Source organism: Serratia sp. CY76391 (assembly GCF_052166695.1).
Lineage (GTDB): Bacteria > Pseudomonadota > Gammaproteobacteria > Enterobacterales > Enterobacteriaceae > Serratia > Serratia nematodiphila.
In genome coordinates this window covers 88,869-108,150 of record NZ_JBJNOJ010000014.1, presented here as the reverse complement: position 1 = coordinate 108,150, position 19,282 = coordinate 88,869, and the positions used below count along the sequence as shown (strand labels likewise).

Genomic DNA, 19,282 nt, shown 5'->3' with positions numbered 1-19,282 from the left:
CAGGGCGCCGGATAAAGATTATACGACCGTCGCCAGCAGCAGACAGCCCACCAGGCCGCACACCGAGATAATGGTTTCCAACACCGACCAGGATTTGATGGTTTCCATGATGCTCAGGTTGAAATACTCCTTGAACAGCCAGAAGCCCGGATCGTTGACGTGCGAGAAGATGACGCTGCCGGAGCCGACCGCAATCACCATCAGCTCAGGGCTGACGCCGGTGGTGGCGATCAGCGGCGCCACGATGCCGCCGGCGGTGATCGCCGCCACGGTGGCGGAACCCAGCGCCAGACGCAGCGCGGCGGCGATCGACCAGGCCATCAGGATCGGCGAAACGTTGCTGCCTTCCATCAGGCCGGCGATGTACTTCTCAACGCCGCTGTCCACCAGCACCTGCTTGAAGGCGCCGCCGCCGCCAATGATCAACAGCATCATGGCGATGATTTTAATCGAGTCGGTGATGGTGCCCATCACTTCATCCATGGTACGGCCACGGTTCAGGCCGAAGGTGAAGATGGCGATCAGCACGGCGATCAGGGTGGCCATCACCGGGTCGCCGAAGAACTCGGCGAAGCGCAGCAGGCTGTGGCCCTTCGGCAGCACCATTTCAGCGACCGCGCGCAGCGCCATCAGGATCACCGGCACCAGCGACGTGGCGACGCTGACGCCAAAGCTTGGCATCTCCGCGTCGGTAAAGGTTTTCGGGTTGTACAGGCCTTCCGGCACCGGCTTGTCAATGCCTTTCAGGAAGCGGGCATAGACCGGGCCGGCCAGGATCACCGTCGGGATCGCCAGCAGCGTGCCGTACAGCAGGGTTTTACCCATGTCGGCATGGAAGATGGTGGCGATGGCGGTCGGGCCTGGGTGCGGCGGCAGGAAGCCGTGGGTCACCGACAGCGCGGCGGCCATCGGCACGCCGACGTACAGCAGCGGGATACGCGCGGAGGCGGCGATGGTGAACACCAGCGGCAGCAACAGCACGAAGCCCACTTCGTAGAACAGCGCGAAGCCGACGGTGAAGCCGGTCAGCACCACCGCCCATTGAATGTGTTTTCTGCCGAACTTGTCGATCAGCGTGGTGGCGATGCGCTGTGCGCCGCCGCAGTCCGCCAGCAGTTTGCCGAGCATGGCGCCGAAGCCCATGATCAGCGCCAGGCTGCCCAACGTGCCGCCCACGCCGGCCTTGATGGAGCCGATGACCTTATCGACCGGCATACCCTGCGCGATCCCGACCGCCAAAGCAACCAGAACCAGAGAGATAAAGCCGTTCAGCTTGAAGCGGATCATCAGCAGCAGCAGCAGCGCTACGCCGCCTGCAACAATCACTAATGGCATAGTTTTTCTCCAACCTTTTATCGCGACTCTCTTTACAATAGGCGTAAAGCGTGCGGTTGTTTTATTTTTAGGCTCTTTCCCGGTGTTTAAGAAGAGCTGTAGGTGTTGTTGAGTCAGAGGTTCAGTCTTGCAGCAAGATGACCGCGCTCATGTTGTTACCGGTATCATGATACCGGTAACAACATGAGCGCCGGAACCGGGTAACCGGCTAAAATTCGCGTTCTGGGACAGAGATCAAACTTATGCCGGCAACGAGCGGCGGGCTTACAGGCGGGGTAACCAGCGCGCCTCAGGGCGCGCTGTAAAAAGAAAGAGTGTTAAAACAGAACGTTAAAATGGTTCAGATGCTGCCGCCGGGGATCACGGTGAAACCGACGTCCACCATGCGCGGGCACACCGTTTCGCCGCGCAGCCGGGCCAGCAAGCGCTCGGCGCCGATCTGGCCCATGCGTTCGCGCGGCGTCAGCACGCTGGCCAGCTTCGGCACCATCACCTGGCCGATGTCATGGCCGTGGAAACCGGCGATCGCCATGTCCTGCGGGATCGACAGCCCTTGCCGCTGGCATTCGAAGGCCGCGCCGATCGCCAGGTCATCGTTGGTGCAGAAGATACTGTCGATCTGCGGGTAGTCACGCTGCGCCTGGCGCAACAGCTCGCCGCCGGCGGAATAAGAGGAAGAACGCGCGGTCATGATGCTGTACGGCTCCAGGCCGGATTCACGCATCGCCTGCTCATACCCCTGCTGCTTGATGATGGTACGCTCATCCTGACGAGCGCCGAAATAGACCACGTGACGGTGGCCGTGCGCGATGATCTGCTGGGTCATCTGGCGCGCCGCCTCGAAGTTGTTGAAGCCCACCGCCAGATCGATGCACGGCGAGACGCAGTCCATCAGCTCCACCACCGGAATGCCCGCCACCTCGATCATTTTCAGGGTGCGCGGCGTGTGATGGCGCTCAGACAGGATCAGGCCGTCGATATTGTAAGACAGCAGCGAGGTCAGACGTTCTTCTTCACGCTCCGGCAGGTAGCCATAGTGCGCCAGCATGGTCTGATAGTTGTGCGCGTCGGTCACGCTTTCAATGCCGCGCAGCACTTCGGCGAACACCTGGTTGGTCAGCGACGGCAACAGCACGCCAATCGCCCGGCTGGTGGCGTTGGAGAGGATGTCCGGCGCGCGGTTGGGGATGTAGCCCAGCTCATCCAGCGCGACGGCGATTTTTTGCTGCAGGGCGGCGGAAACCTGGTCGGGATTGCGCAGATAACGGCTCACCGTCATCTTGGTCACGCCCACCTTGTCTGCCACATCCTGGAGTACCGGCCGTTTTTTCTTCATTATCAATGAACTGACTAACCGTGAATGGGCAGCCATTTTAGCAAAAAAAACGGCGGGCCGATATTGTCGGTTATGCGACGGCCAACGCAAAAAGGGCTCACACCGTGAGCCCTTGAAATTTACCGCTTAATCACACCGGCGGCAGATCGAACAGCAGGATTTCGCTCTCTTCGTCGGCCTGGATCGTCAGCGCCGATTCATCCCACACCGCGAACGCGTCGCTGATGCCGGCGGTCTGGCCGTTGACCGAGACCTTGCCGCGCACCACCTGGATCCAAACGCGACGGCCGGCGGCGATCGGGCATTCCCCCTGCTCGCCCTTATTCAGCGCCCAACGCGACAGCGTCATATCCTGGAACACCTTCAGCGAGCCGTCACGCGCATCCGGCGACAGCACCAGCTGACGGCCCTGCGGCGCGTCGAACATGCGCTGCTCGTAGCGCGGCTCCAGCCCGACCTGATCCGGGATGATCCAAATCTGGTACAGGTGCAACGGACGATCCTGATTAGCGTTGTACTCAGAGTGACGCACCCCGGTGCCCGCACTCATGATCTGGAATTCACCGGCCTGGATCTGCTCCTTGTTGCCCATGCTGTCCTGATGTTCCACCGTGCCGCTCAGCACGTAGGTCAGGATTTCCATGTCTTTATGCGGGTGAGTACCGAAACCCTGCCCTGCGTCGATCACATCTTCGTTGATCACTCGCAGCGCCGAGAACCCCATAAAGTTCGGATCGTAGTAATCGGCAAATGAGAAGGTGTGCCAGCTATCCAGCCAGCCATGATTGGCGTGGCCGCGGTCTTCCGCTTTACGTACATAAATCATTTTCAACTCTCCTCAATGTTTTTTTACAGTCTAGTCCTGCCAGCAGAATAAGAAAGCGTAAAAAACTCATGCCTCTGTTCAAAAATTTCGATGGAATGAAACAGCGGATGGGCAGCGGATTTGTTGAAAGCGGAACCGGCTGAAAAAGGGCAAAAAAAAAGCCAGCACCCGAGCTGGCTAAGTAAACACTGGAAGCAATGTGAGCAATGTCGTGCCTTCGCAGCGAGAGTATCAAGGATTGATGCCCTCCCCGGAACGCATCGCAATAATAATCATTATCATTCGCACCTGTAAAGCGTTTTTTTTGACCCGTTGAAATAATATTGACTCAAGGCAGTAAACGGATAAATTCAGAGGTTATTCAACCGGTAAGCAAAAGGAGCAGCGAGATGAGCGAGATCGTGATACGCCACGTGGAAACATCGGATGCGCAAGCTCTGCATCATCTTTATTCTCAGACGCCCGTCTACCGCGATACGCTGCAGCTCCCGCTACCGTCCGTCGAGTCCTGGCAGAAACGCCTCGCCAACCCCGAACCGGGCATGCATAACCTGGCGGCCTTCGTTGACGGGCAGCTTGTCGGTCAGTTAGCCGTGATGCTGAATCAGCGCGTTCGCCGCCGCCACGTGGCCACCTTCGGCATCGGCGTCGATCCGCGCTATCACGGTAAAGGCGTCGGCAGCCGCCTGATGCAGGCGATGATCGACCTGTGCGACAACTGGGCGGCCATCGAGCGCATCGAACTGACGGTGTTTACCGACAACCCGGCGGCCATCGCGCTGTATCGCAAGTTCGGTTTTGAGATTGAAGGCACCAGCCGCGCTTTCGCCATTCGCGACGGCGTGCTGGTCGATGCCTACCATATGGCGCGTTTTCGCTCCGGGCAGCCGCGCGGCGATGCGTGATCTCATCCCCCCGCAGGGGCCGCTGCGCCGGCCCCTGAATATCAACCGCCGAACCTTTTTACACGCGCTGGCCGGCCTGACCGCCGCCGGCATGTTCTCCCCCTTCACCCCATTAGGTGCCGCTATGCCAACTTCCGCCGCCGGGCGCCCTGGCGCCCGCAACCTGATTACCGATGTGCCCGGCCTGAAGGTCGGCGTGGCGCAGGACAGCCGGATGCGCACCGGCGTGACGGTGATCCTGCCGGACAGCCCGGCGATTGCTGCCGTGGACGTGCGCGGCGGCGGCCCCGCCACCCGGGAAACCGACGCGCTGGGTGAAGACAATTTGGTACAGACCGTCGATGCGTTGACGTTCAGCGGCGGTTCGGTATACGGCCTGGCGGCGGCGGACGGCGTCGCGGCCTGGCTCGGGCAACAAGGCAGAGGCTATGCGCTGCGGCCGGCTCCCGGCGTGCCGGTCTCACCTATCGTGCCCACCGCCTGCCTGTACGACCTTGCCAACGGCGGCGATAAAAACTGGCAACTCACGCCGCCGTATCGCCAGCTGGGCATCGACGCGGTCGGCAAGGCTGGATTGGACTTTCCACTGGGCACCGTCGGCGCCGGCTACGGCGCCATGACCGGCATGGGCAAGCTGAAAGGCGGGCTCGGTTCGACATCGATCGTTGCCGCCAGCGGCGCTACCGTCGGCGCACTGGTGGCGGTCAACAGCCTGGGAGCGGTGGTAGCGCCTGGCACCCGCGCCTTCTGGGCGACGCCCTATGAAATTGACGGTGAATTCGGCAACGGCGGCGCGGCGGCGCTGGCGCAACTGCGCGCGCAGGGCGAAGACTGGATGGTGCAAGAGCCGCAGGGCGGCAGAAAGAACACCACCCTGGCCTGCATCGCCACCGATCTGGCGCTGACGCGGGTGGAGTTGAAACGGGTGGCCATCATGGCGCAAGACGGCATGGCGCGCGCTATTCGCCCGCTGCACAGCCCGTTTGACGGCGACGTGGTGTTCGCCCTGTCCACCGGGCAGCGCGAGGTACAGGGCAGCCGCGAACTGGCGGTGCTGCAGATCGGCGCGCTGGCGGCGGACACCCTCGCTCGGGCGATCGCCCGGGGCGTATACGCCGCCACGCCGTGGCCGGGCAGCCAGGTCACAACCTGGCGAACGCTCGGCGGCTAACGCGCCGCCATCAAAAAAGGGGCGCCGGCGGCGCCCCTCGATCTTTATTGCCCCCCACCGCCTAAATGCCGGCGGTTTCCCGAATATAGCGGCGCGCCTTCACCGCATACTCGAACGGGTTGGCCAGCGCCGGATCCTGCTCGGCCTCCACCACCATCCACCCTTTGTAACCGCGCTCGTCCAGCAGCTTGAACACCGGCCTGAAGTCGATCACGCCATCACCCGGCACGGTGAAGGTGCCCTTCTTCACGCCGTCGAGGAAGCTCAGCTTGTTGGCCTTCACTTCCGCCACCACCTCATCGCGCACGTCCTTCAGGTGGACATGGTTGATGCGCGGCAGATACTTCTCCAGGATCGCCATCATCGCCTGTTGGCTGCCTTCCGAATAGTAGGCGTGGCCGGTATCGAACAGCAGGTAAACGTCGTCGTTGACCATGCTCATGTAGCGATCGATTTCGGCCGTGGTCTGAATGCCGGTGCCCATGTGGTGGTGCAGGCACACCTGCATGCCTTTATCGGCGGCGATCTTCGCCAACTCGTTGTAACCGTCGGCCACGCGCTGCCACTCTTCATCGCTGAAGTACGGCTTCTCTTCGAACACCCCTTTGGTGGTGCCCTGAATGCTCTTGCTCTGCTCGGAGCAGCCAATCACCCTGGCGCCCATGGCATGCAGGAAATTCATGTGGTTGATAAATTCATCGATGGTTTTGTCTTTCTGGCCGTCGGCGAAAAAGGTGCTGAACCAGGCGTTGCAGATCTGGATGCCGCGAATATCCAGCATCGGTTTCAGCACCGCCGGATCGCGCGGGTATTTGCTGCCCACTTCGCTGCCGGTGAAACCGGCCAGCGCCATTTCACTGACGCATTGCTGGAAGGTGTTCTCCTTGCCCAGATCGGGCATGTCGTCGTTGGTCCAGCCGATCGGCGCAATGGCCAATTTCACGTTGTCTTTATTCATGGTTTGCCTCGGTCCTTGCAGGGCCGCCGGTACAAACGCCGCCGGCGAGCCGAATCAGATTATTTGCCCAACAGCTCTCTTTCGATGCGTTCTCTGGTCGCCACCGCCTGGCTCGGCATCTTTTCCGGGTAGCCGAACAGCGAGGTGCAGATGATCGATTCGCCGCCGACCTTGAAGCTGCGGTTGGCAAATTCCATGTCGCGCAGCGTCTGGAACAGGGCGTCGAAATTCACCTCGCCTTCGCCGATGCCGACGTGCTGGTGTACCGCGGCGTCAACGCCTGGCGGGTTGACGATATAACGGCAATGCTTGGTGTGATTCATGGTGTCGGCGATCAGCACGTGGGAAAGATCGTCCCCGGCGTACTGCAGCATGCCGGCTACGTCACCCTGCCCCTTGTCGTAGTAGAAGGTGTGCGGCACGCTGTAGAGGTATTTGACGTGGTCGCTGCGCAGCGACTTCACCAGATCGGCGGTTTCGTTGCTCAGCTCGCAGAAGTCCCACGGGTGCGACTGGATCTCCATACGAATACCCTCGCGCTCAACGATCGGCAGCAGCTCCTCCATCGAGCGATACCACAACTCCTCGCAGATCTCCGGTTCGTTGGGATTGCCGGCCAGCTCGGTGTTGATCACCTGTACGCCCATTTCCACCGCGATTTCGATCATCCGCCGCCAGTTTTTGACCGCCGCCTGGCGGCGATCTTCCCCCGGACCAGACCAGCGATACACCACGATAAATGAGGAGATCTCCACGCCGGTCGCTTTTAGGGCGTTTTTATACTCCGCCATGATTTCGCGGCTGGCCTTCGGATGTTTGTAAAACGGGTTGATCTGCGGGTGCGGCGACTGCTCGATGTATTTGTAGCCCCAGTCCGCCACCTGCTGAACCATTTTGGTGACGCCCAAATCCCGGATAACGTCGACATCAAAAGCGATCTTCATGGTCACTCCTCTGCAATCGTGGTTACGCGCTGCGAGCGGTTATTTGCCGTAAAACGCCGGGCGCGCCGGCAGGGTCACCGGCACGATCTCGCCGCTGAGCTGGGCCGCCACGCAGGCGTCGGCGGTTACCGCGGCGGCGTAGCCGTCCCAGGCGGAAGGCCCGGTCAACTTGCCCGCGGCTACGTCGTTGATGAAGCCCTGCAGCTCGACGTCATAGGCATCGATAAAGCGATCCTTCCAGTCGGTCAGGATTTCGGTCGACAGGCGGGCGCCGCTGCGCATCTGCACCGAGGACGGTTCCGGCAGTTTGGCGATGCCGGTTTCCCCCACCACTTCGCACTGAATGTCGTAGCCGTACTGGCAGTTGACGAAGATTTCGACGTCGATGCGCGTCCCCTTGGCGGTTTCAAACAGCACAATTTGCGGATCTTTCAGGTGCGGGAACGCCTTCGGGCTCTTGCGTGGGAACACCACCTGCACCGACACATAGTCGTCGTCGAGCAGCCAGCGCAGCACGTCGATTTCGTGGATCAGGGTGTCGGTGATCGCCATATCGGTGGTATAGGCCTCGCCGACCGTCGGATTGCGGTGCGCGCAGTGCAGCATCAGCGGCTCGCCGATCTGGCCGCTGGTCAGTACCTGTTTCAGCGCGCGATAGCCCTGGTCATAGGGGCGCATGAAGCCGACCTGCACCAGCCGTTTGCCGTGCTTCGCTTCGGCGTCGACGATGTTTTTGCAACCCTGCGCGGTCACCGCCAGCGGCTTCTCGCAGAATACCGGTTTGCCGGCGGCGATGGCCGCCAGCACGAACTCTTCATGACTCGGCCCCCAGGAGGTGACCAGCACCGCCTGCACGTCGGCGGCCTTGATCAGATCGTGGCCGTTGTCATACACCCGCGCATCCAGCTGCAGATCGCTCACCACCTTGGCGGCGTTGTCGCGGTTGATGTCGTTCACCGCCACCACGCGGGCGCCCTGCAACACTTTGCTGCAGCGACGGATATGATCGCGGCCGATGGCGCCGGTGCCGATAACCCCAATGTTCAATGTCATTTTCGCTACCCTCGAGATTAATGTATGAAAACGAATCAGTAATCGCGCGCCTTATCGATGTTTTCCTGCAGCTTGCGCGCCACTGCGACGATTTTTTCGCTGTCGGCCACCTGAGCGCCGCCCACGCGCCACCAGCTGAGATACTTGTGCACCATGGTCTTCGGCAGCACCTTGATGTCCAGCAGCGTGGACACGGTTTGCCTGCGGGCGTCGGCCAGCGCGTCGAGCAGCTGCTGCTCGGTGGTGACGCGATAGGTTTTACAGCCGTAAGCCGCCGCCAGCATGGCGAAATCGACCGGCACCAGTTTGCCGTCGAGCTTGCCGCCCTGTGGATTGCGGAAGCGGAATTCGGTGGTGTAGCTGTCCATGCCGTGTTCCATCTGCAGGTTGTTGATGCAGCCGTTGGTCATGTTGTCGAACAGCACCACGTTAATCTTGCAGCCTTCCTGAATCGAGGTGACCAGTTCGGAATGCAGCATCATGAAGGCGCCGTCGCCCACCATCGCGTACACCTCGCGCTGGGGCTCGGCCAGCTTGACCCCCAGCGCGGCGTTCACCTCGTACCCCATGCAGGAGTAGCCGTATTCCACGTGGTAACCGTGCTCGCCGCGGTTGTGCCACACCCGCTGCAGATCGCCCGGCAGGCTGCCGGCGGCGGCGACGATCACGCTGTCCGGCGGCAGCTCGCGGTTCAGCACCCCCAGCACCCGGCTTTGCGTCATCGCCGAGCCGGTCTGGGCGATAAATTCGGCGAACACCTGCTCGCGATCGAGGTGATCGTCTATCTCCGGCACAAAACCTGCGCCGCTGTATTCCACCGCGTAAACGCGCTCGGTCTCTTCGCGCTGGGCACCACGCGCCGCGGCGATGACGTCGCCCCAGCCGGCGCGATAATCGGCCTGCGCCAGCAGCGCGCCCAGTGCGTTCAGGGCCTCGCGTGCGTCCGCCAACACCTGCACGCCGTCGAGCTTGCCGGCGTCGAAGGCGCTGACGTTGATATTGAGGAAGCTGACGTCCGGATGTTGGAACAACCATTTGGACGAGGTGGTGAAATCGGTGTAACGGGTGCCGACGCCAATCACCAGATCGGCCTGCCGGGCCAGCGTGTTGGCCGCCAGGCAGCCGGTTTCGCCGATGCCGCCGAGGTTGAATTCATGGTCGCTCGATACCGTGCCTTTGCCGGCCTGGGTCTCGGCGAACGGAATGCCGAAGCGCTCGGCGAATTCGCGCAGCGCCCGCCCGGCCTGCGAGTACTTCACGCCGCCGCCGCACACCAGCAGCGGTTTGCGTTTGGCCGTCAGCAGCGCCAAAGCGTCCGCCAACATGCCGTCGGTCGCCGGGCGGCGATCGAGCCGATGCACGCGCTTTTGGAAGAAATAGTCGGGGTAGTCGTAGGCTTCCCCCTGCACGTCCTGCGGCAGACACAGCGTTACAGCGCCGGTTTCCGCCGGATCGGTCAGCACGCGCATCGCGTTGATGCAGGCGCTCATCAGCTGTTCCGGGCGCACGATACGATCCCAGTATTTGCTCACCGCACGGAACGCGTCGTTGGTGCTGATGCTGAGATCGTAAGACTGTTCGATTTGCTGCAACACCGGGTCCGGCTGGCGGGAAGCGTAAACGTCGCCCGGCAGCAGCAATAAAGGAATGCGGTTAGCGGTGGCGGTGGCCGCGGCGGTGATCATATTGGCGGCGCCGGGGCCGACCGATGAGGTGCAGGCGTAAATTTGCCGGCGCAGCTTCTGTTTGGCGAAGCCGATCGCCGCATGGGCCATCCCCTGCTCGTTGCGGCCCTGGTGCACCCGCAGATTGCCGCTATCCTGTTCCAGCGCCTGCCCCAGCCCCAGCACATTGCCGTGGCCGAAAATCGCGAAAATGCCCGCGACGAATTTGGTTTCCACGCCGTCGGCCAGCAGATACTGGTTATCGAGAAATCTGACGAGCGCCTGCGCCATGGTTAACCTGATCTTGCCCATTTACCCACCCTTTAGATTAAGGGCCGCCCCGGAAAGCGCTCATGCCGAGCCGACAATCCCGTGTTTGTGTTACGCGGCGGCAGCTATTATCTTGAGCAGGCGATGCCCGCGCTGCTCACGAAGTCGACAACCTGAAACGTGAAGCGATTATAAACAAATATATTTTTCATAAAATCACATTACAGAAGAAACATTTCATTTTGCGATAAAGATCGCATATTACATGAAAAGCCCGTTTCATCTCGTGGTTCAGCCTTCATGGGCTCCGTGCCGCGCACCGGCCGATAAAAGTCGTTGGCACATGGGCTGACAGCCTTTTCCTATGCCCTCCCCCCCTTTTATGTTCCGCCCCGGCGGCCCTTGCGCAGCCGATTCATCGCCTTTTCCCACGCCTCTGTCGATGTTTTAAACGCATCACATTTTTGGGGTGTAAATTTCATTTCATATTGAAATTGAAATTTTCATTCCCCATACTGTCCCCATGCTTCCTGCAGGGCGCCACGCTCGGGCCGCCGCCGGAGTTTTGCTTAACAGAAGGAAACGGGTATGGCTACACAACAAAAACAGCTTGATGTCATTTGTCTCGGGCGCATCGCCGTCGATTTCTATGCTCAGCAGATCGGCGCGCGTCTGGAAGACGCCGGCACATTCGCCAAATACCTCGGCGGCTCTTCCGGCAACGTGGCCTACGGCACCGCCATTCAGGGGTTGAAATCCGGCATGCTGGCCCGCGTCGGCGATGAACACATGGGCCGCTTTCTGCGTGAAGAGCTGCAGCGCGTCGGGGCCGATACCCGCTGTCTGATCACCGACAAGCAACGATTAACCGGCCTGGTGATCCTCGGCATCAAGGATCAGGAAACCTTCCCGCTGATCTTCTACCGCGAAAACTGCGCGGACATGGCGCTGACGCCGGACGACATCGACGAGGCCTACATCGCCTCCTCCCGCGCGCTGGCCATCACCGGCACGCACCTGTCGCACCCGAACACCCGCGCCGCGGTGCTGAAGGCGCTGGAGTATGCGCGCCGCCACGGCCTGCGCACCGCGCTCGACATCGATTACCGCCCGGTACTGTGGGGGCTGACGTCGCTGGGCGACGGCGAAACCCGCTTTGTGGAATCAGACCAGGTGACCCGCGAACTGCAGGAGGTGCTGCACCATTTCGATCTGATCGTCGGCACCGAAGAGGAATTTCATATCGCCGGCGGCAGCACCGACACGCTGACGGCGCTGAAAAACGTGCGCCGGACTACCGCGGCCACGCTGGTGTGCAAGCGCGGCGCACAGGGCTGCTCGGTGTTCGAAGGTGAAATCGCCGACGACTGGGCGCAGGTGAAGCTGCACGCCGGTGTGCGGGTTGAAGTGCTGAACGTGCTGGGAGCCGGCGACGCCTTTATGTCCGGGCTGCTGCGCGGCTACCTGAACGATGAGGGCTGGGAGCAGGCCTGCCGCTACGCCAACGCCTGCGGCGCATTGGTGGTTTCGCGCCACGGCTGCGCGCCGGCGATGCCGACCAAACGGGAGCTGGACGACTACCTGCAGCGTGAACAGCAGGTCACGCGCCCGGACCGCGACGCACGCCTGAACCACCTGCACCGGGTCACCACCCGCAAGCAGCAGTGGCCGGAACTGTGCGTGTTCGCCTTCGATCACCGCAAGCAACTGGCGGACATGGCGCGCGAAGCCGGCGTCGGCGAGGAACGCATTCCGCGCCTGAAGACCCTGCTGCTCACCGCGGCGCAACAGGCTGCCGCGCAAGCCGGCCTCAACGGCAACAGCGGCATTCTGGCCGACACCACCTACGGGCAGGCGGCGCTGAACGAGATCACTGGCCAGGGATGGTGGATCGGCCGGCCGGTGGAGCTGCCCAGCTCGCGCCCGCTGCGCCTGGAGCACGGCAATATCGGTTCGCAATTGATCGACTGGCCGCAGGAGCACGTGGTGAAGTGCCTGGTGTTTTATCACCCGCACGATGCGGAGGAACTGCGCCGCGAACAGGATGAGCTGATCGCCGACGTCTACCGCGGCTGCTGTAAATCCGGCCACGAGCTGCTGCTGGAGGTGATCCTGCCGGACAGCAACGCCGACAAAGACGAACGTTATTACCTGGAGATGATTGAGCATTTCTACCAGTTGGGCATTCAGCCCGACTGGTGGAAACTGCCACCGCTGAGCGCAGAAAACTGGCAGCAGGTCGGTGCCCTGATCGACACCTACGATCCCTTCTGCCGCGGCGTGCTGATCCTGGGGCTCGACTCCCCGGAGGCGGTGCTGAAGGCGGGCTTCGCCGCCGCCGCGGATGCGCGCTGGGTGAAAGGTTTCGCCGTCGGCCGCACCATTTTCGGCCAACCTTCGCGCCGCTGGCTGCAGGGGGAAATCGACGACACGGCCCTGATCGAGCAGGTGAAACAAAAATACCTGACGCTGATCGGTTTCTGGCGCCAGTACCGTCCGCAGGCGGGCGGCGCGCACTGACAACAAGCGCGAGTTCACGTCCCCTTAAGGCCATTTCGCCGCTTTAAGGGGATTTTTTTGCCCCTTTTCTGTGAAGTCGCGCAATGTGCGATCGAATAAATCGCTTTTTGAGGAAATGAAATTTCCGCTCCGTCTGTTAAAATACCCTGTCAATATTTCAGGCATCAGGCCAATGCGCCTTCACCCCACTGCGAGCCGAATGGATGAACAACCCAACTCAACTTTCGCTGTTACAGGACGAGATCCGCCACCGTTATGAAACGCTGAGCAAGCGTTTGAAGCAGGTGGCGCGCTATATTTTGGATAACAGTAACAGCATCGCTTTCGATACCGTTGCCTCCATCGCCGCACAGGCCAGCGTGCCGCCTTCCACCCTGATCCGTTTCGCCAACGCCTTCGGCTTCAGCGGCTTCAACGAAATGAAGCAGGTGTTCCGTCAGCATCTGATGGAAGAAACGGTGAACTATACCGAGCGCGCGCGCCTGTTCCGCCAAACCTCTACCGACGACAACGTCGCGCCGGAGAAGCCGGCGGAGATTCTCAACGTATTCACCATGGTCAATGCGCAGGCGCTGCAGCAGCTGGCGATGCAGATTGCCCCCGAGCAGTTGGATCGCGCCGTCGAACTGCTCAACAACGCCGAAAACATCTACGTGATCGGCCTGCGCCGCTCGTTCAGCGTCGCCTCCTACCTCACCTATGCGCTGCGCCATCTGGAGCGCCGCGCATTTCTGATCGACGGCCTGGGCGGCATGTTCACCGAACAGCTGAGCATGGTGAAACCGAAAGACGTGGTGATCGCCATCAGCTATTCGCCGTACGCACGCGAGGCGGTCGAACTGGTGGAATTGGGCGCCAAGCGCGGCGCGCAGCAGATCGCCATCACCGACAGCCAGGTCAGCCCGCTGGCCGCGTTCAGCGACGTCTGTTTCGTGGTGCGCGAAGCGCAGGTGGACGGGTTCCGTTCACAGGTGGCCTCGATGTGCCTGGCGCAGACGCTGGCGGTCTCGTTGGCGCTGAATAACGCCCGGGACGAGTAAGGCGGATGTGAACGCGCCCGACAGGCTCGGGCGCGGCGGGATTATTGCAGCAACAAATAGCGGTAGAGCGCGCTTTCCAGATCCTGCTTCATGCTGATGAAAAGCAGAATCTCCACCGTTTGGCCATCGTAGTCATAGATGACGCGGTATTCGCTGTCGGGATCCAATCGTTCGTGCAACCGCACTCCCATGCCCGCCAGCACGGCGTTGAAGCGGTAGCGGGCGGGATCGTCGGCAATTGCCGCGAGGGACGATAACAACAGATTGTCCACGAACATCCCGGCTGCGACGGCCCCTATCGTTCCGCTCTTATAAGACTCGATGTCTTTCAGGCTCCATTCCGCCGCCGGCGCGACGGTAAAACGTATTTCCTGGGGCATCCTGCACCTCGGGTCTATTTCCGCGCGTCACGCAGCCGCTGCAAGGTTTCTTCGGGCGACAGACCGCGCTGATTTTTAATCTCTTGCTTCGCCATCATAGTCAGTTTCAACAACGCGTTGGACTGGCGCTCGAGATTGCGTTCCCGTATTTCGGCCTCTCTCTCAGCCGCCGTTTGTACAAACAGCTCGGCAACACCATTTTTTGTGACGTAAACCCCGCCTTCAAACAGATCGGGCGAACCTAATCCTTCGCGCGCCGCTTTTTGAGACATGGTGGTTGTCATAGTTTTTCCTCCTGTGTACCGGCATTCTCACTGCATAACAGCGGTTCGTTAGATTCACTCAGCCAGGGAGCAATCGCGTGCGGACAGGTTATCATTTGAGCAAGACAGAGGGCAAATTTAGGTCAAATTTATCCCCTGATAAAGAGAAAGCCCGGCAAGCCGGGCCTCAAGCGCCTATTGCGCGGCGGGATAGGCGTCGCCGTTAATCCAGGCGTGATCTTTTTCCCAAGTGAATTTCCACTGCCGCACCGGCCCGGCCATCACGTTGAGATAATAGTTGTCGTAGCCCGCCAGGGTCGCCACCGGATGATAACCGCGCGGCACTTTCACCACGTCGCGATTGTAGACCGGCATGCATTCGTCGAGCGTGCGATCGTCGGTATAGACGCGCTGCATGCAGAACCCTTGCTCCGGCTGAATGCGGTGATAGTACGTCTCTTCGAGATAGGTCTCGTCCGGCGAATCTTCTTGATCGTGCTTGTGGCTCGGGTAGGAGCTGGTATTGCCCTCGTCGGTGTAAACCTCCACCACCAGCAGACTGTCGGCCGGCTCGCTGTCCGGCAGAATGTTATGCACCAACCGCTGGTTGCGCCCCTTGCCGCGCCGCTCCACGCCGATTTCCGCCGGCGTAATCAGGCGTGAAGGCAGGTGGCCGCTGCCGGGCGCGCTGCACACCGCCAACTCCAGATCGGTTTCTGCCCGCACGTCGATGCGATCGTGGTGCGGCACGTACACCGCGTAAGGCGGCGTGCGCTCGAACGGGCTCATGCGTTTGCCGATATGCGGGTATTCGGCGCGCAGCGTGGCGACGGAGGCGATACCGGCCACCAGTACCAGACACAGTTCCTTGTCACCGCATTCCAACCGCAACGACTGCCCGGCGGCCAGGCGGTAAACGTCAAAGCCGACATAGCCCCAACCGGCATTTTCCGGCGTCACGTGCTGGATACGCCCCTCGGCGTTCGGCGCCTGACATTTGGCAAGCAGTGAAGACATTTCGATTCTCCTGTTAACTCCCCGTGCAAAGGCCGCTGCCCCCATGGAGCAACGGCCCGCTCATACTCTGCGATCGCTTAACCCAGCGTCGGCATGCTGAATTCAGACACCGTCTGTTGTCCGGCCGGCCAGCGCGCGGTGGCGGTCTTCATGCGCGTGTAGAAGCGCACGCCGTCGGTGCCGTGCACGTTCAGCGCGCCGAACACCGAGCGCTTCCAGCCGCCGAAGCTGTGGAACGCCATCGGCACCGGCACCGGCACGTTGACGCCGACCATCCCGGCCTGCACTTCCTGCACGAACTGGCGCGCGTAGTGGCCGCTGCCGGTAAAGATGGCGCTGCCGTTGCCAAACTCGTGGCCGTTGACCGTGTCGATGGCGGTGCGATAGTCCGGCACCCGCACGATGCCCAGCACCGGCCCGAAGATCTCTTCGCGGTAGATGCGCATGTTCGGCTTCACATGGTCGAACAGCGTGCCGCCGACGTAGTAGCCTTCAGGGTAGCCCGGCACCTGATAATTGCGGCCGTCGGCCACCAGGGTGGCGCCTTCTTCCACGCCCAGATCGATGTAGCCCAGCACCTTTTTCTGATGAGCGGACGACACCAGCGGCCCCATTTCATTCTCTTCGCCACCCTGCTGCAAGCCCGGCCCGACGCGCAGCTGCGCGATCAACGGCTTCAGTTTGGCGATCAGTTTGTCGGCGGTGTCGTCACCGACCACCACGGCGATCGGCAGCGCCATGCAGCGCTCGCCGGCAGAGCCGAACGCGCCGCCCATCAACGCGTTGACCGTGGCGTCCAGATCGGCGTCCGGCATGACGATCGCCTGGTTTTTCGCCGCGCCGAAGGCCTGTACCCGCTTGCCGTGCGCGCTGGCGGTGGTATAGATATGTTCCGCCACGGTGGAGGAGCCGACGAAGCTCACCGCCTGAATGCGCGGATCGGTGCACAGCTGTGCCGCGTCTTCATTGGCGCAGTGCACCACGTTGAACACGCCGTCCGGCAGGCCGGCTTCTTTCAGCAGCTCCGCCAGGCGCACCGAGGCCGAAGGCACCAGCGCCGGCGGCTTGAGGATAAAGGTATTGCCGCAGGCCAACGCGATAGGGAACATCCACATCGGCACCATCGCCGGGAAGTTGAACGGGGTAATGCCCGCCACCACGCCCAGCGGCTGCATCAGCGAGAAGCTGTCGACGCCGCTGCCGACGTCCGGCGAGTATTCGCCCTTGATCAGATGCGGGATGCCGCAAGCGAATTCGACCACTTCCATGCCGCGCGTCAGTTCGCCCAGCGCGTCCGAATACACTTTGCCGTGTTCGCTGACGATAAGCTCGGCCAGCTCGTCGCGGTGCTGTTCCAGCAGCGCCTTGAAATTGAACATGATGCGTGCGCGGCGCAGCGGCGTGGTGCGCGACCAGTCGGCAAACGCCCGGTGGGCCACGTCGATGGCCTGTTTGACTTCGGCGGCGGTGCTCTGCGTGACGCGCCGCTCAACCTGCCCGCTGGCCGGGTTGTGCACGTCGACGGTTTGATTGCTGCTGCTCAGGCACACCTGCCCGTCAATAAAGTTACCCACGGTTTTCATGTCACGCCCTCTTTTCAAGTCCGCTGTCGCCTGGCCACACCCAGGCGGCGCGGCGTTAATCGTCCCGCTCGCCAAACCCCGTCGGCAAGCCGGCTACATCCTGACCGGATGCAGCAAACTCTATTTCATTGAAAAAAAAGTTTCAAATAAATTGTTTTGAAAAATTTGTTTTTAGTGCGTGAGGTCGCAATTTTGCGGTGTCGATCGGGCGGGCGCTTGCATTGCCGTGCCAGGGAAAGCGCAACTGCGGCGGAGAAAGTTGGGGTAATACACACTGACTTTGCTACAGAAAACCCGCACTGCGCCTGCCCTGCCGCCGTTACCGCACGCCCTCGAGCGCCCAAGGTGCCCGAATCGCTCGCGACGGTTTTTTTTGAACTGGATCTAAAAATCAATATTCCATCATTCACTAATTATGAAATAAATGTTCTTGTTTGTTTCAGCATTTATCGACGACATCGCCTTGATGACAGGCACGGTTCACACCCTTCCGCTCGCCCTCTTCCCGACCCCCAACCGTGCGGACGGAAGCCAGGATAAAAATCGGAGCAACACATGTCATATCAGCGTAAGCACAATACCGGCTACATATTGCGAATTTGCGGCATCGCCGCCCTGGGCGGCATTCTGTTCGGCTACGACACCGCCGTGATCTCCGGCGCGATCGAAGCGTTGAAAGCCTATTTCGATCTCAGCCCGGCCGAAACCGGCTGGGCAGTCTCCAACGTGGTGATCGGCTGCGTGGTCGGCGCCTTCGCCGCCGGGCCGCTGGCGGCGCGCTGGGGCCGTAAAAAGGCGCTGATGCTGGCAGCGCTGCTGTTCACCGTGTCCGCCGTCGGCGCAGCTTTGGCCCCGACCTTCACCTGGTTCGTCATCTACCGCATCGTCGGCGGGCTGGCGGTCGGCATTGCCGCCACCGTGTCGCCGATGTACATGTCGGAGGTGTCACCGAAAGACATGCGCGGGCGGGCGCTCAGCATGCAGCAATTCGCCATCGTCTTCGGCCAGATCGTGATTTTCTACGTCAACTTCAAAATCGCCAGCCTCGCCAGCGAAGCCTGGCTGGTGGAAATGGGCTGGCGCTGGATGTTCGCCTCGGGCGTGATCCCCTGCATTCTGTTCTGCATCCTGGTGTTCGTCATTCCTGAATCGCCGCGCTGGAACGTGATGATGGGCCGCGACGATCAGGCGCTGGCGATGTTGACCAAGGTCTCCAACGCCGCCCACGCGCAGAATCTGCTGAAAGAAATCAAAGACTCGCTGCAGCAGGATCAACAGCAACAGCACCGGAAGCTGAACTACGGCGATGTGCGGGTGCGGTTCATCCTGTTCGTCGGCTGCATGATCGCCATGCTGCAACAGGTCACCGGCGTCAACGTGATGATGTATTACGCGCCGGTGGTGCTGAAAACCGTCACCGAAAACGCGCAGGAAGCGCTGTTCCAAACCATCTGGATCGGCGTGCTGCAGTTGGTCGGTTCGGTCATCGGCGCCATGCTGATGGATCGCATGGGCCGCATTCCGCTAATGCGTTACGGCACGCTGGGCGCCATCGCCGGCCTGCTGCTCACCTCGTACGCGCTCTACACGCAGGCCACCGGCTATTTCGCGCTGTTCGGCATGCTGTTCTTCATGGTGTTTTATGCGCTGTCCTGGGGCGTCGGCGCCTGGGTGCTGGTGTCGGAAATCTTTCCGAACCGCATGCGCGCGCAGGGGATGAGCATCGCCGTCGGCTGCATGTGGGTCGCCAACTTTGCGGTGTCGCAGTCGTTCCCGATGATCAACGACCACCCTTACCTGTTCTCGCATTTCCACGGCGCCTTCCCGATGTGGATCTTTGCCGCCTGCTGCCTGTTCAGCTACTGGTTTATCGGCCGCTATATTCCTGAAACCAAAGGCGTCTCGCTGGAAAAAATGGAACAGGTGGTGCTGGCCAAACGCCACCGCCAATCCCTGCCCGACGGCAAGCCGCTGCCGCTGGAAAACGGCAAATCCTGATCTCTCACCCCTTATCGCT

16 protein-coding genes are annotated in these 19,282 nt (G+C 61.1%); 5 read left to right on the top strand and 11 right to left on the bottom strand.

Features of this window, described 5'->3' with window-relative positions:
- Window positions 1-18 precede the first annotated feature (18 nt).
- The 3 genes from gntT to ACJ8PN_RS22420 form a co-directional block, all read right to left on the bottom strand.
- A complete protein-coding gene (gntT, locus tag ACJ8PN_RS22430; protein WP_004930830.1) occupies window positions 19-1,335 on the bottom strand; it encodes a gluconate transporter in 1,317 nt (438 codons plus the stop codon).
- A 340-nt stretch (window positions 1,336-1,675) separates the two neighbouring features.
- Window positions 1,676-2,671: a gluconate operon transcriptional repressor GntR gene (gntR, locus tag ACJ8PN_RS22425; RefSeq protein ID WP_004930833.1), complete on the bottom strand. Its 996-nt coding sequence runs from the start codon at window positions 2,669-2,671 to the stop codon at window positions 1,676-1,678.
- Between the two features lie 130 nt (window positions 2,672-2,801).
- Window positions 2,802-3,497, bottom strand: coding sequence for a pirin family protein (locus ACJ8PN_RS22420; protein WP_004930835.1), 696 nt, complete (start codon window positions 3,495-3,497; stop codon window positions 2,802-2,804).
- A 389-nt stretch (window positions 3,498-3,886) separates the two neighbouring features.
- Here ACJ8PN_RS22420 and ACJ8PN_RS22415 point away from each other — a divergent pair, with 389 nt between their 5' ends.
- Together ACJ8PN_RS22415 and ACJ8PN_RS22410 are read left to right on the top strand one after the other, a co-directional pair.
- On the top strand, window positions 3,887-4,402 hold the full coding sequence (locus tag ACJ8PN_RS22415; RefSeq protein ID WP_060557884.1) for a GNAT family N-acetyltransferase: 516 nt from the start codon (window positions 3,887-3,889) through the stop codon (window positions 4,400-4,402).
- Complete coding sequence (locus ACJ8PN_RS22410) at window positions 4,395-5,573, top strand: P1 family peptidase (protein WP_442535231.1); 1,179 nt, start codon at window positions 4,395-4,397, stop codon at window positions 5,571-5,573. Before ACJ8PN_RS22415 ends, ACJ8PN_RS22410 begins: the two co-directional genes overlap by 8 nt.
- A gap of 61 nt (window positions 5,574-5,634) precedes the next feature.
- On the opposite strand, the gene iolE is transcribed toward ACJ8PN_RS22410, so the two are convergent.
- The 4 genes from iolE to iolD are packed head-to-tail and all read right to left on the bottom strand — an operon-like array spanning window position 5,635 to window position 10,504.
- Window positions 5,635-6,531, bottom strand: coding sequence for a myo-inosose-2 dehydratase (gene iolE / locus ACJ8PN_RS22405; RefSeq protein WP_015379329.1), 897 nt, complete (start codon window positions 6,529-6,531; stop codon window positions 5,635-5,637).
- Between the two features lie 59 nt (window positions 6,532-6,590).
- On the bottom strand, window positions 6,591-7,475 hold the full coding sequence (locus ACJ8PN_RS22400; protein ID WP_004930845.1) for a sugar phosphate isomerase/epimerase family protein: 885 nt from the start codon (window positions 7,473-7,475) through the stop codon (window positions 6,591-6,593).
- Between the two features lie 39 nt (window positions 7,476-7,514).
- Window positions 7,515-8,528 (bottom strand): Gfo/Idh/MocA family protein, encoded by a 1,014-nt coding sequence (locus ACJ8PN_RS22395; RefSeq protein WP_004930848.1) that lies wholly within the window; start codon window positions 8,526-8,528, stop codon window positions 7,515-7,517.
- 35 nt (window positions 8,529-8,563) lie between these two features.
- Window positions 8,564-10,504 (bottom strand): 3D-(3,5/4)-trihydroxycyclohexane-1,2-dione acylhydrolase (decyclizing), encoded by a 1,941-nt coding sequence (gene iolD / locus ACJ8PN_RS22390; protein ID WP_437189554.1) that lies wholly within the window; start codon window positions 10,502-10,504, stop codon window positions 8,564-8,566.
- A 546-nt stretch (window positions 10,505-11,050) separates the two neighbouring features.
- Between iolD and ACJ8PN_RS22385 the strand changes: the two genes are divergently transcribed.
- Both ACJ8PN_RS22385 and ACJ8PN_RS22380 read left to right on the top strand, forming a co-directional pair.
- Window positions 11,051-12,982, top strand: coding sequence for a bifunctional 5-dehydro-2-deoxygluconokinase/5-dehydro-2-deoxyphosphogluconate aldolase (locus ACJ8PN_RS22385; protein WP_442535230.1), 1,932 nt, complete (start codon window positions 11,051-11,053; stop codon window positions 12,980-12,982).
- A 203-nt stretch (window positions 12,983-13,185) separates the two neighbouring features.
- Window positions 13,186-14,022 (top strand): MurR/RpiR family transcriptional regulator, encoded by an 837-nt coding sequence (locus ACJ8PN_RS22380; protein WP_004930856.1) that lies wholly within the window; start codon window positions 13,186-13,188, stop codon window positions 14,020-14,022.
- 41 nt (window positions 14,023-14,063) lie between these two features.
- On the opposite strand, the gene ACJ8PN_RS22375 is transcribed toward ACJ8PN_RS22380, so the two are convergent.
- From ACJ8PN_RS22375 to ACJ8PN_RS22360, 4 genes are all read right to left on the bottom strand, one after another.
- Window positions 14,064-14,402: a type II toxin-antitoxin system RelE/ParE family toxin gene (locus ACJ8PN_RS22375; protein ID WP_004930859.1), complete on the bottom strand. Its 339-nt coding sequence runs from the start codon at window positions 14,400-14,402 to the stop codon at window positions 14,064-14,066.
- 14 nt (window positions 14,403-14,416) lie between these two features.
- Window positions 14,417-14,686 carry a hypothetical protein gene (locus ACJ8PN_RS22370; RefSeq protein WP_004930864.1) on the bottom strand — a complete coding sequence of 90 codons (270 nt, stop codon included), beginning with the start codon at window positions 14,684-14,686 and terminating at the stop codon, window positions 14,417-14,419.
- 174 nt (window positions 14,687-14,860) lie between these two features.
- Window positions 14,861-15,682 (bottom strand): 5-deoxy-glucuronate isomerase, encoded by an 822-nt coding sequence (iolB, locus tag ACJ8PN_RS22365; protein WP_171454897.1) that lies wholly within the window; start codon window positions 15,680-15,682, stop codon window positions 14,861-14,863.
- A gap of 77 nt (window positions 15,683-15,759) precedes the next feature.
- Complete coding sequence (locus ACJ8PN_RS22360; RefSeq protein WP_015379335.1) at window positions 15,760-17,265, bottom strand: CoA-acylating methylmalonate-semialdehyde dehydrogenase; 1,506 nt, start codon at window positions 17,263-17,265, stop codon at window positions 15,760-15,762.
- Between the two features lie 555 nt (window positions 17,266-17,820).
- On the opposite strand from ACJ8PN_RS22360, the gene ACJ8PN_RS22355 reads away from it, so the two are divergent.
- The gene (locus ACJ8PN_RS22355; protein ID WP_171454898.1) at window positions 17,821-19,263 is read left to right on the top strand and encodes a sugar porter family MFS transporter; all 1,443 of its coding nucleotides are present in this window, start codon (window positions 17,821-17,823) and stop codon (window positions 19,261-19,263) included.
- The last annotated feature ends 19 nt before the right edge of the window (window positions 19,264-19,282 follow it).

Coding starts and splice junctions, on each gene's coding strand:
- ACJ8PN_RS22400 (WP_004930845.1), bottom strand. CDS start 7,475: ATGAAGATCGCTTTTGATGTCGACGTTATCCGGGATTTGGGCGTCACC.
- ACJ8PN_RS22375 (WP_004930859.1), bottom strand. CDS start 14,402: ATGCCCCAGGAAATACGTTTTACCGTCGCGCCGGCGGCGGAATGGAGC.
- iolE (WP_015379329.1), bottom strand. CDS start 6,531: ATGAATAAAGACAACGTGAAATTGGCCATTGCGCCGATCGGCTGGACC.
- ACJ8PN_RS22355 (WP_171454898.1), top strand. CDS start 17,821: ATGTCATATCAGCGTAAGCACAATACCGGCTACATATTGCGAATTTGC.
- gntT (WP_004930830.1), bottom strand. CDS start 1,335: ATGCCATTAGTGATTGTTGCAGGCGGCGTAGCGCTGCTGCTGCTGCTG.
- ACJ8PN_RS22395 (WP_004930848.1), bottom strand. CDS start 8,528: ATGACATTGAACATTGGGGTTATCGGCACCGGCGCCATCGGCCGCGAT.
- ACJ8PN_RS22380 (WP_004930856.1), top strand. CDS start 13,186: ATGAACAACCCAACTCAACTTTCGCTGTTACAGGACGAGATCCGCCAC.
- ACJ8PN_RS22410 (WP_442535231.1), top strand. CDS start 4,395: ATGCGTGATCTCATCCCCCCGCAGGGGCCGCTGCGCCGGCCCCTGAAT.
- ACJ8PN_RS22420 (WP_004930835.1), bottom strand. CDS start 3,497: ATGATTTATGTACGTAAAGCGGAAGACCGCGGCCACGCCAATCATGGC.
- iolD (WP_437189554.1), bottom strand. CDS start 10,504: ATGGGCAAGATCAGGTTAACCATGGCGCAGGCGCTCGTCAGATTTCTC.
- gntR (WP_004930833.1), bottom strand. CDS start 2,671: ATGAAGAAAAAACGGCCGGTACTCCAGGATGTGGCAGACAAGGTGGGC.
- ACJ8PN_RS22415 (WP_060557884.1), top strand. CDS start 3,887: ATGAGCGAGATCGTGATACGCCACGTGGAAACATCGGATGCGCAAGCT.
- ACJ8PN_RS22360 (WP_015379335.1), bottom strand. CDS start 17,265: ATGAAAACCGTGGGTAACTTTATTGACGGGCAGGTGTGCCTGAGCAGC.
- ACJ8PN_RS22385 (WP_442535230.1), top strand. CDS start 11,051: ATGGCTACACAACAAAAACAGCTTGATGTCATTTGTCTCGGGCGCATC.
- ACJ8PN_RS22370 (WP_004930864.1), bottom strand. CDS start 14,686: ATGACAACCACCATGTCTCAAAAAGCGGCGCGCGAAGGATTAGGTTCG.
- iolB (WP_171454897.1), bottom strand. CDS start 15,682: ATGTCTTCACTGCTTGCCAAATGTCAGGCGCCGAACGCCGAGGGGCGT.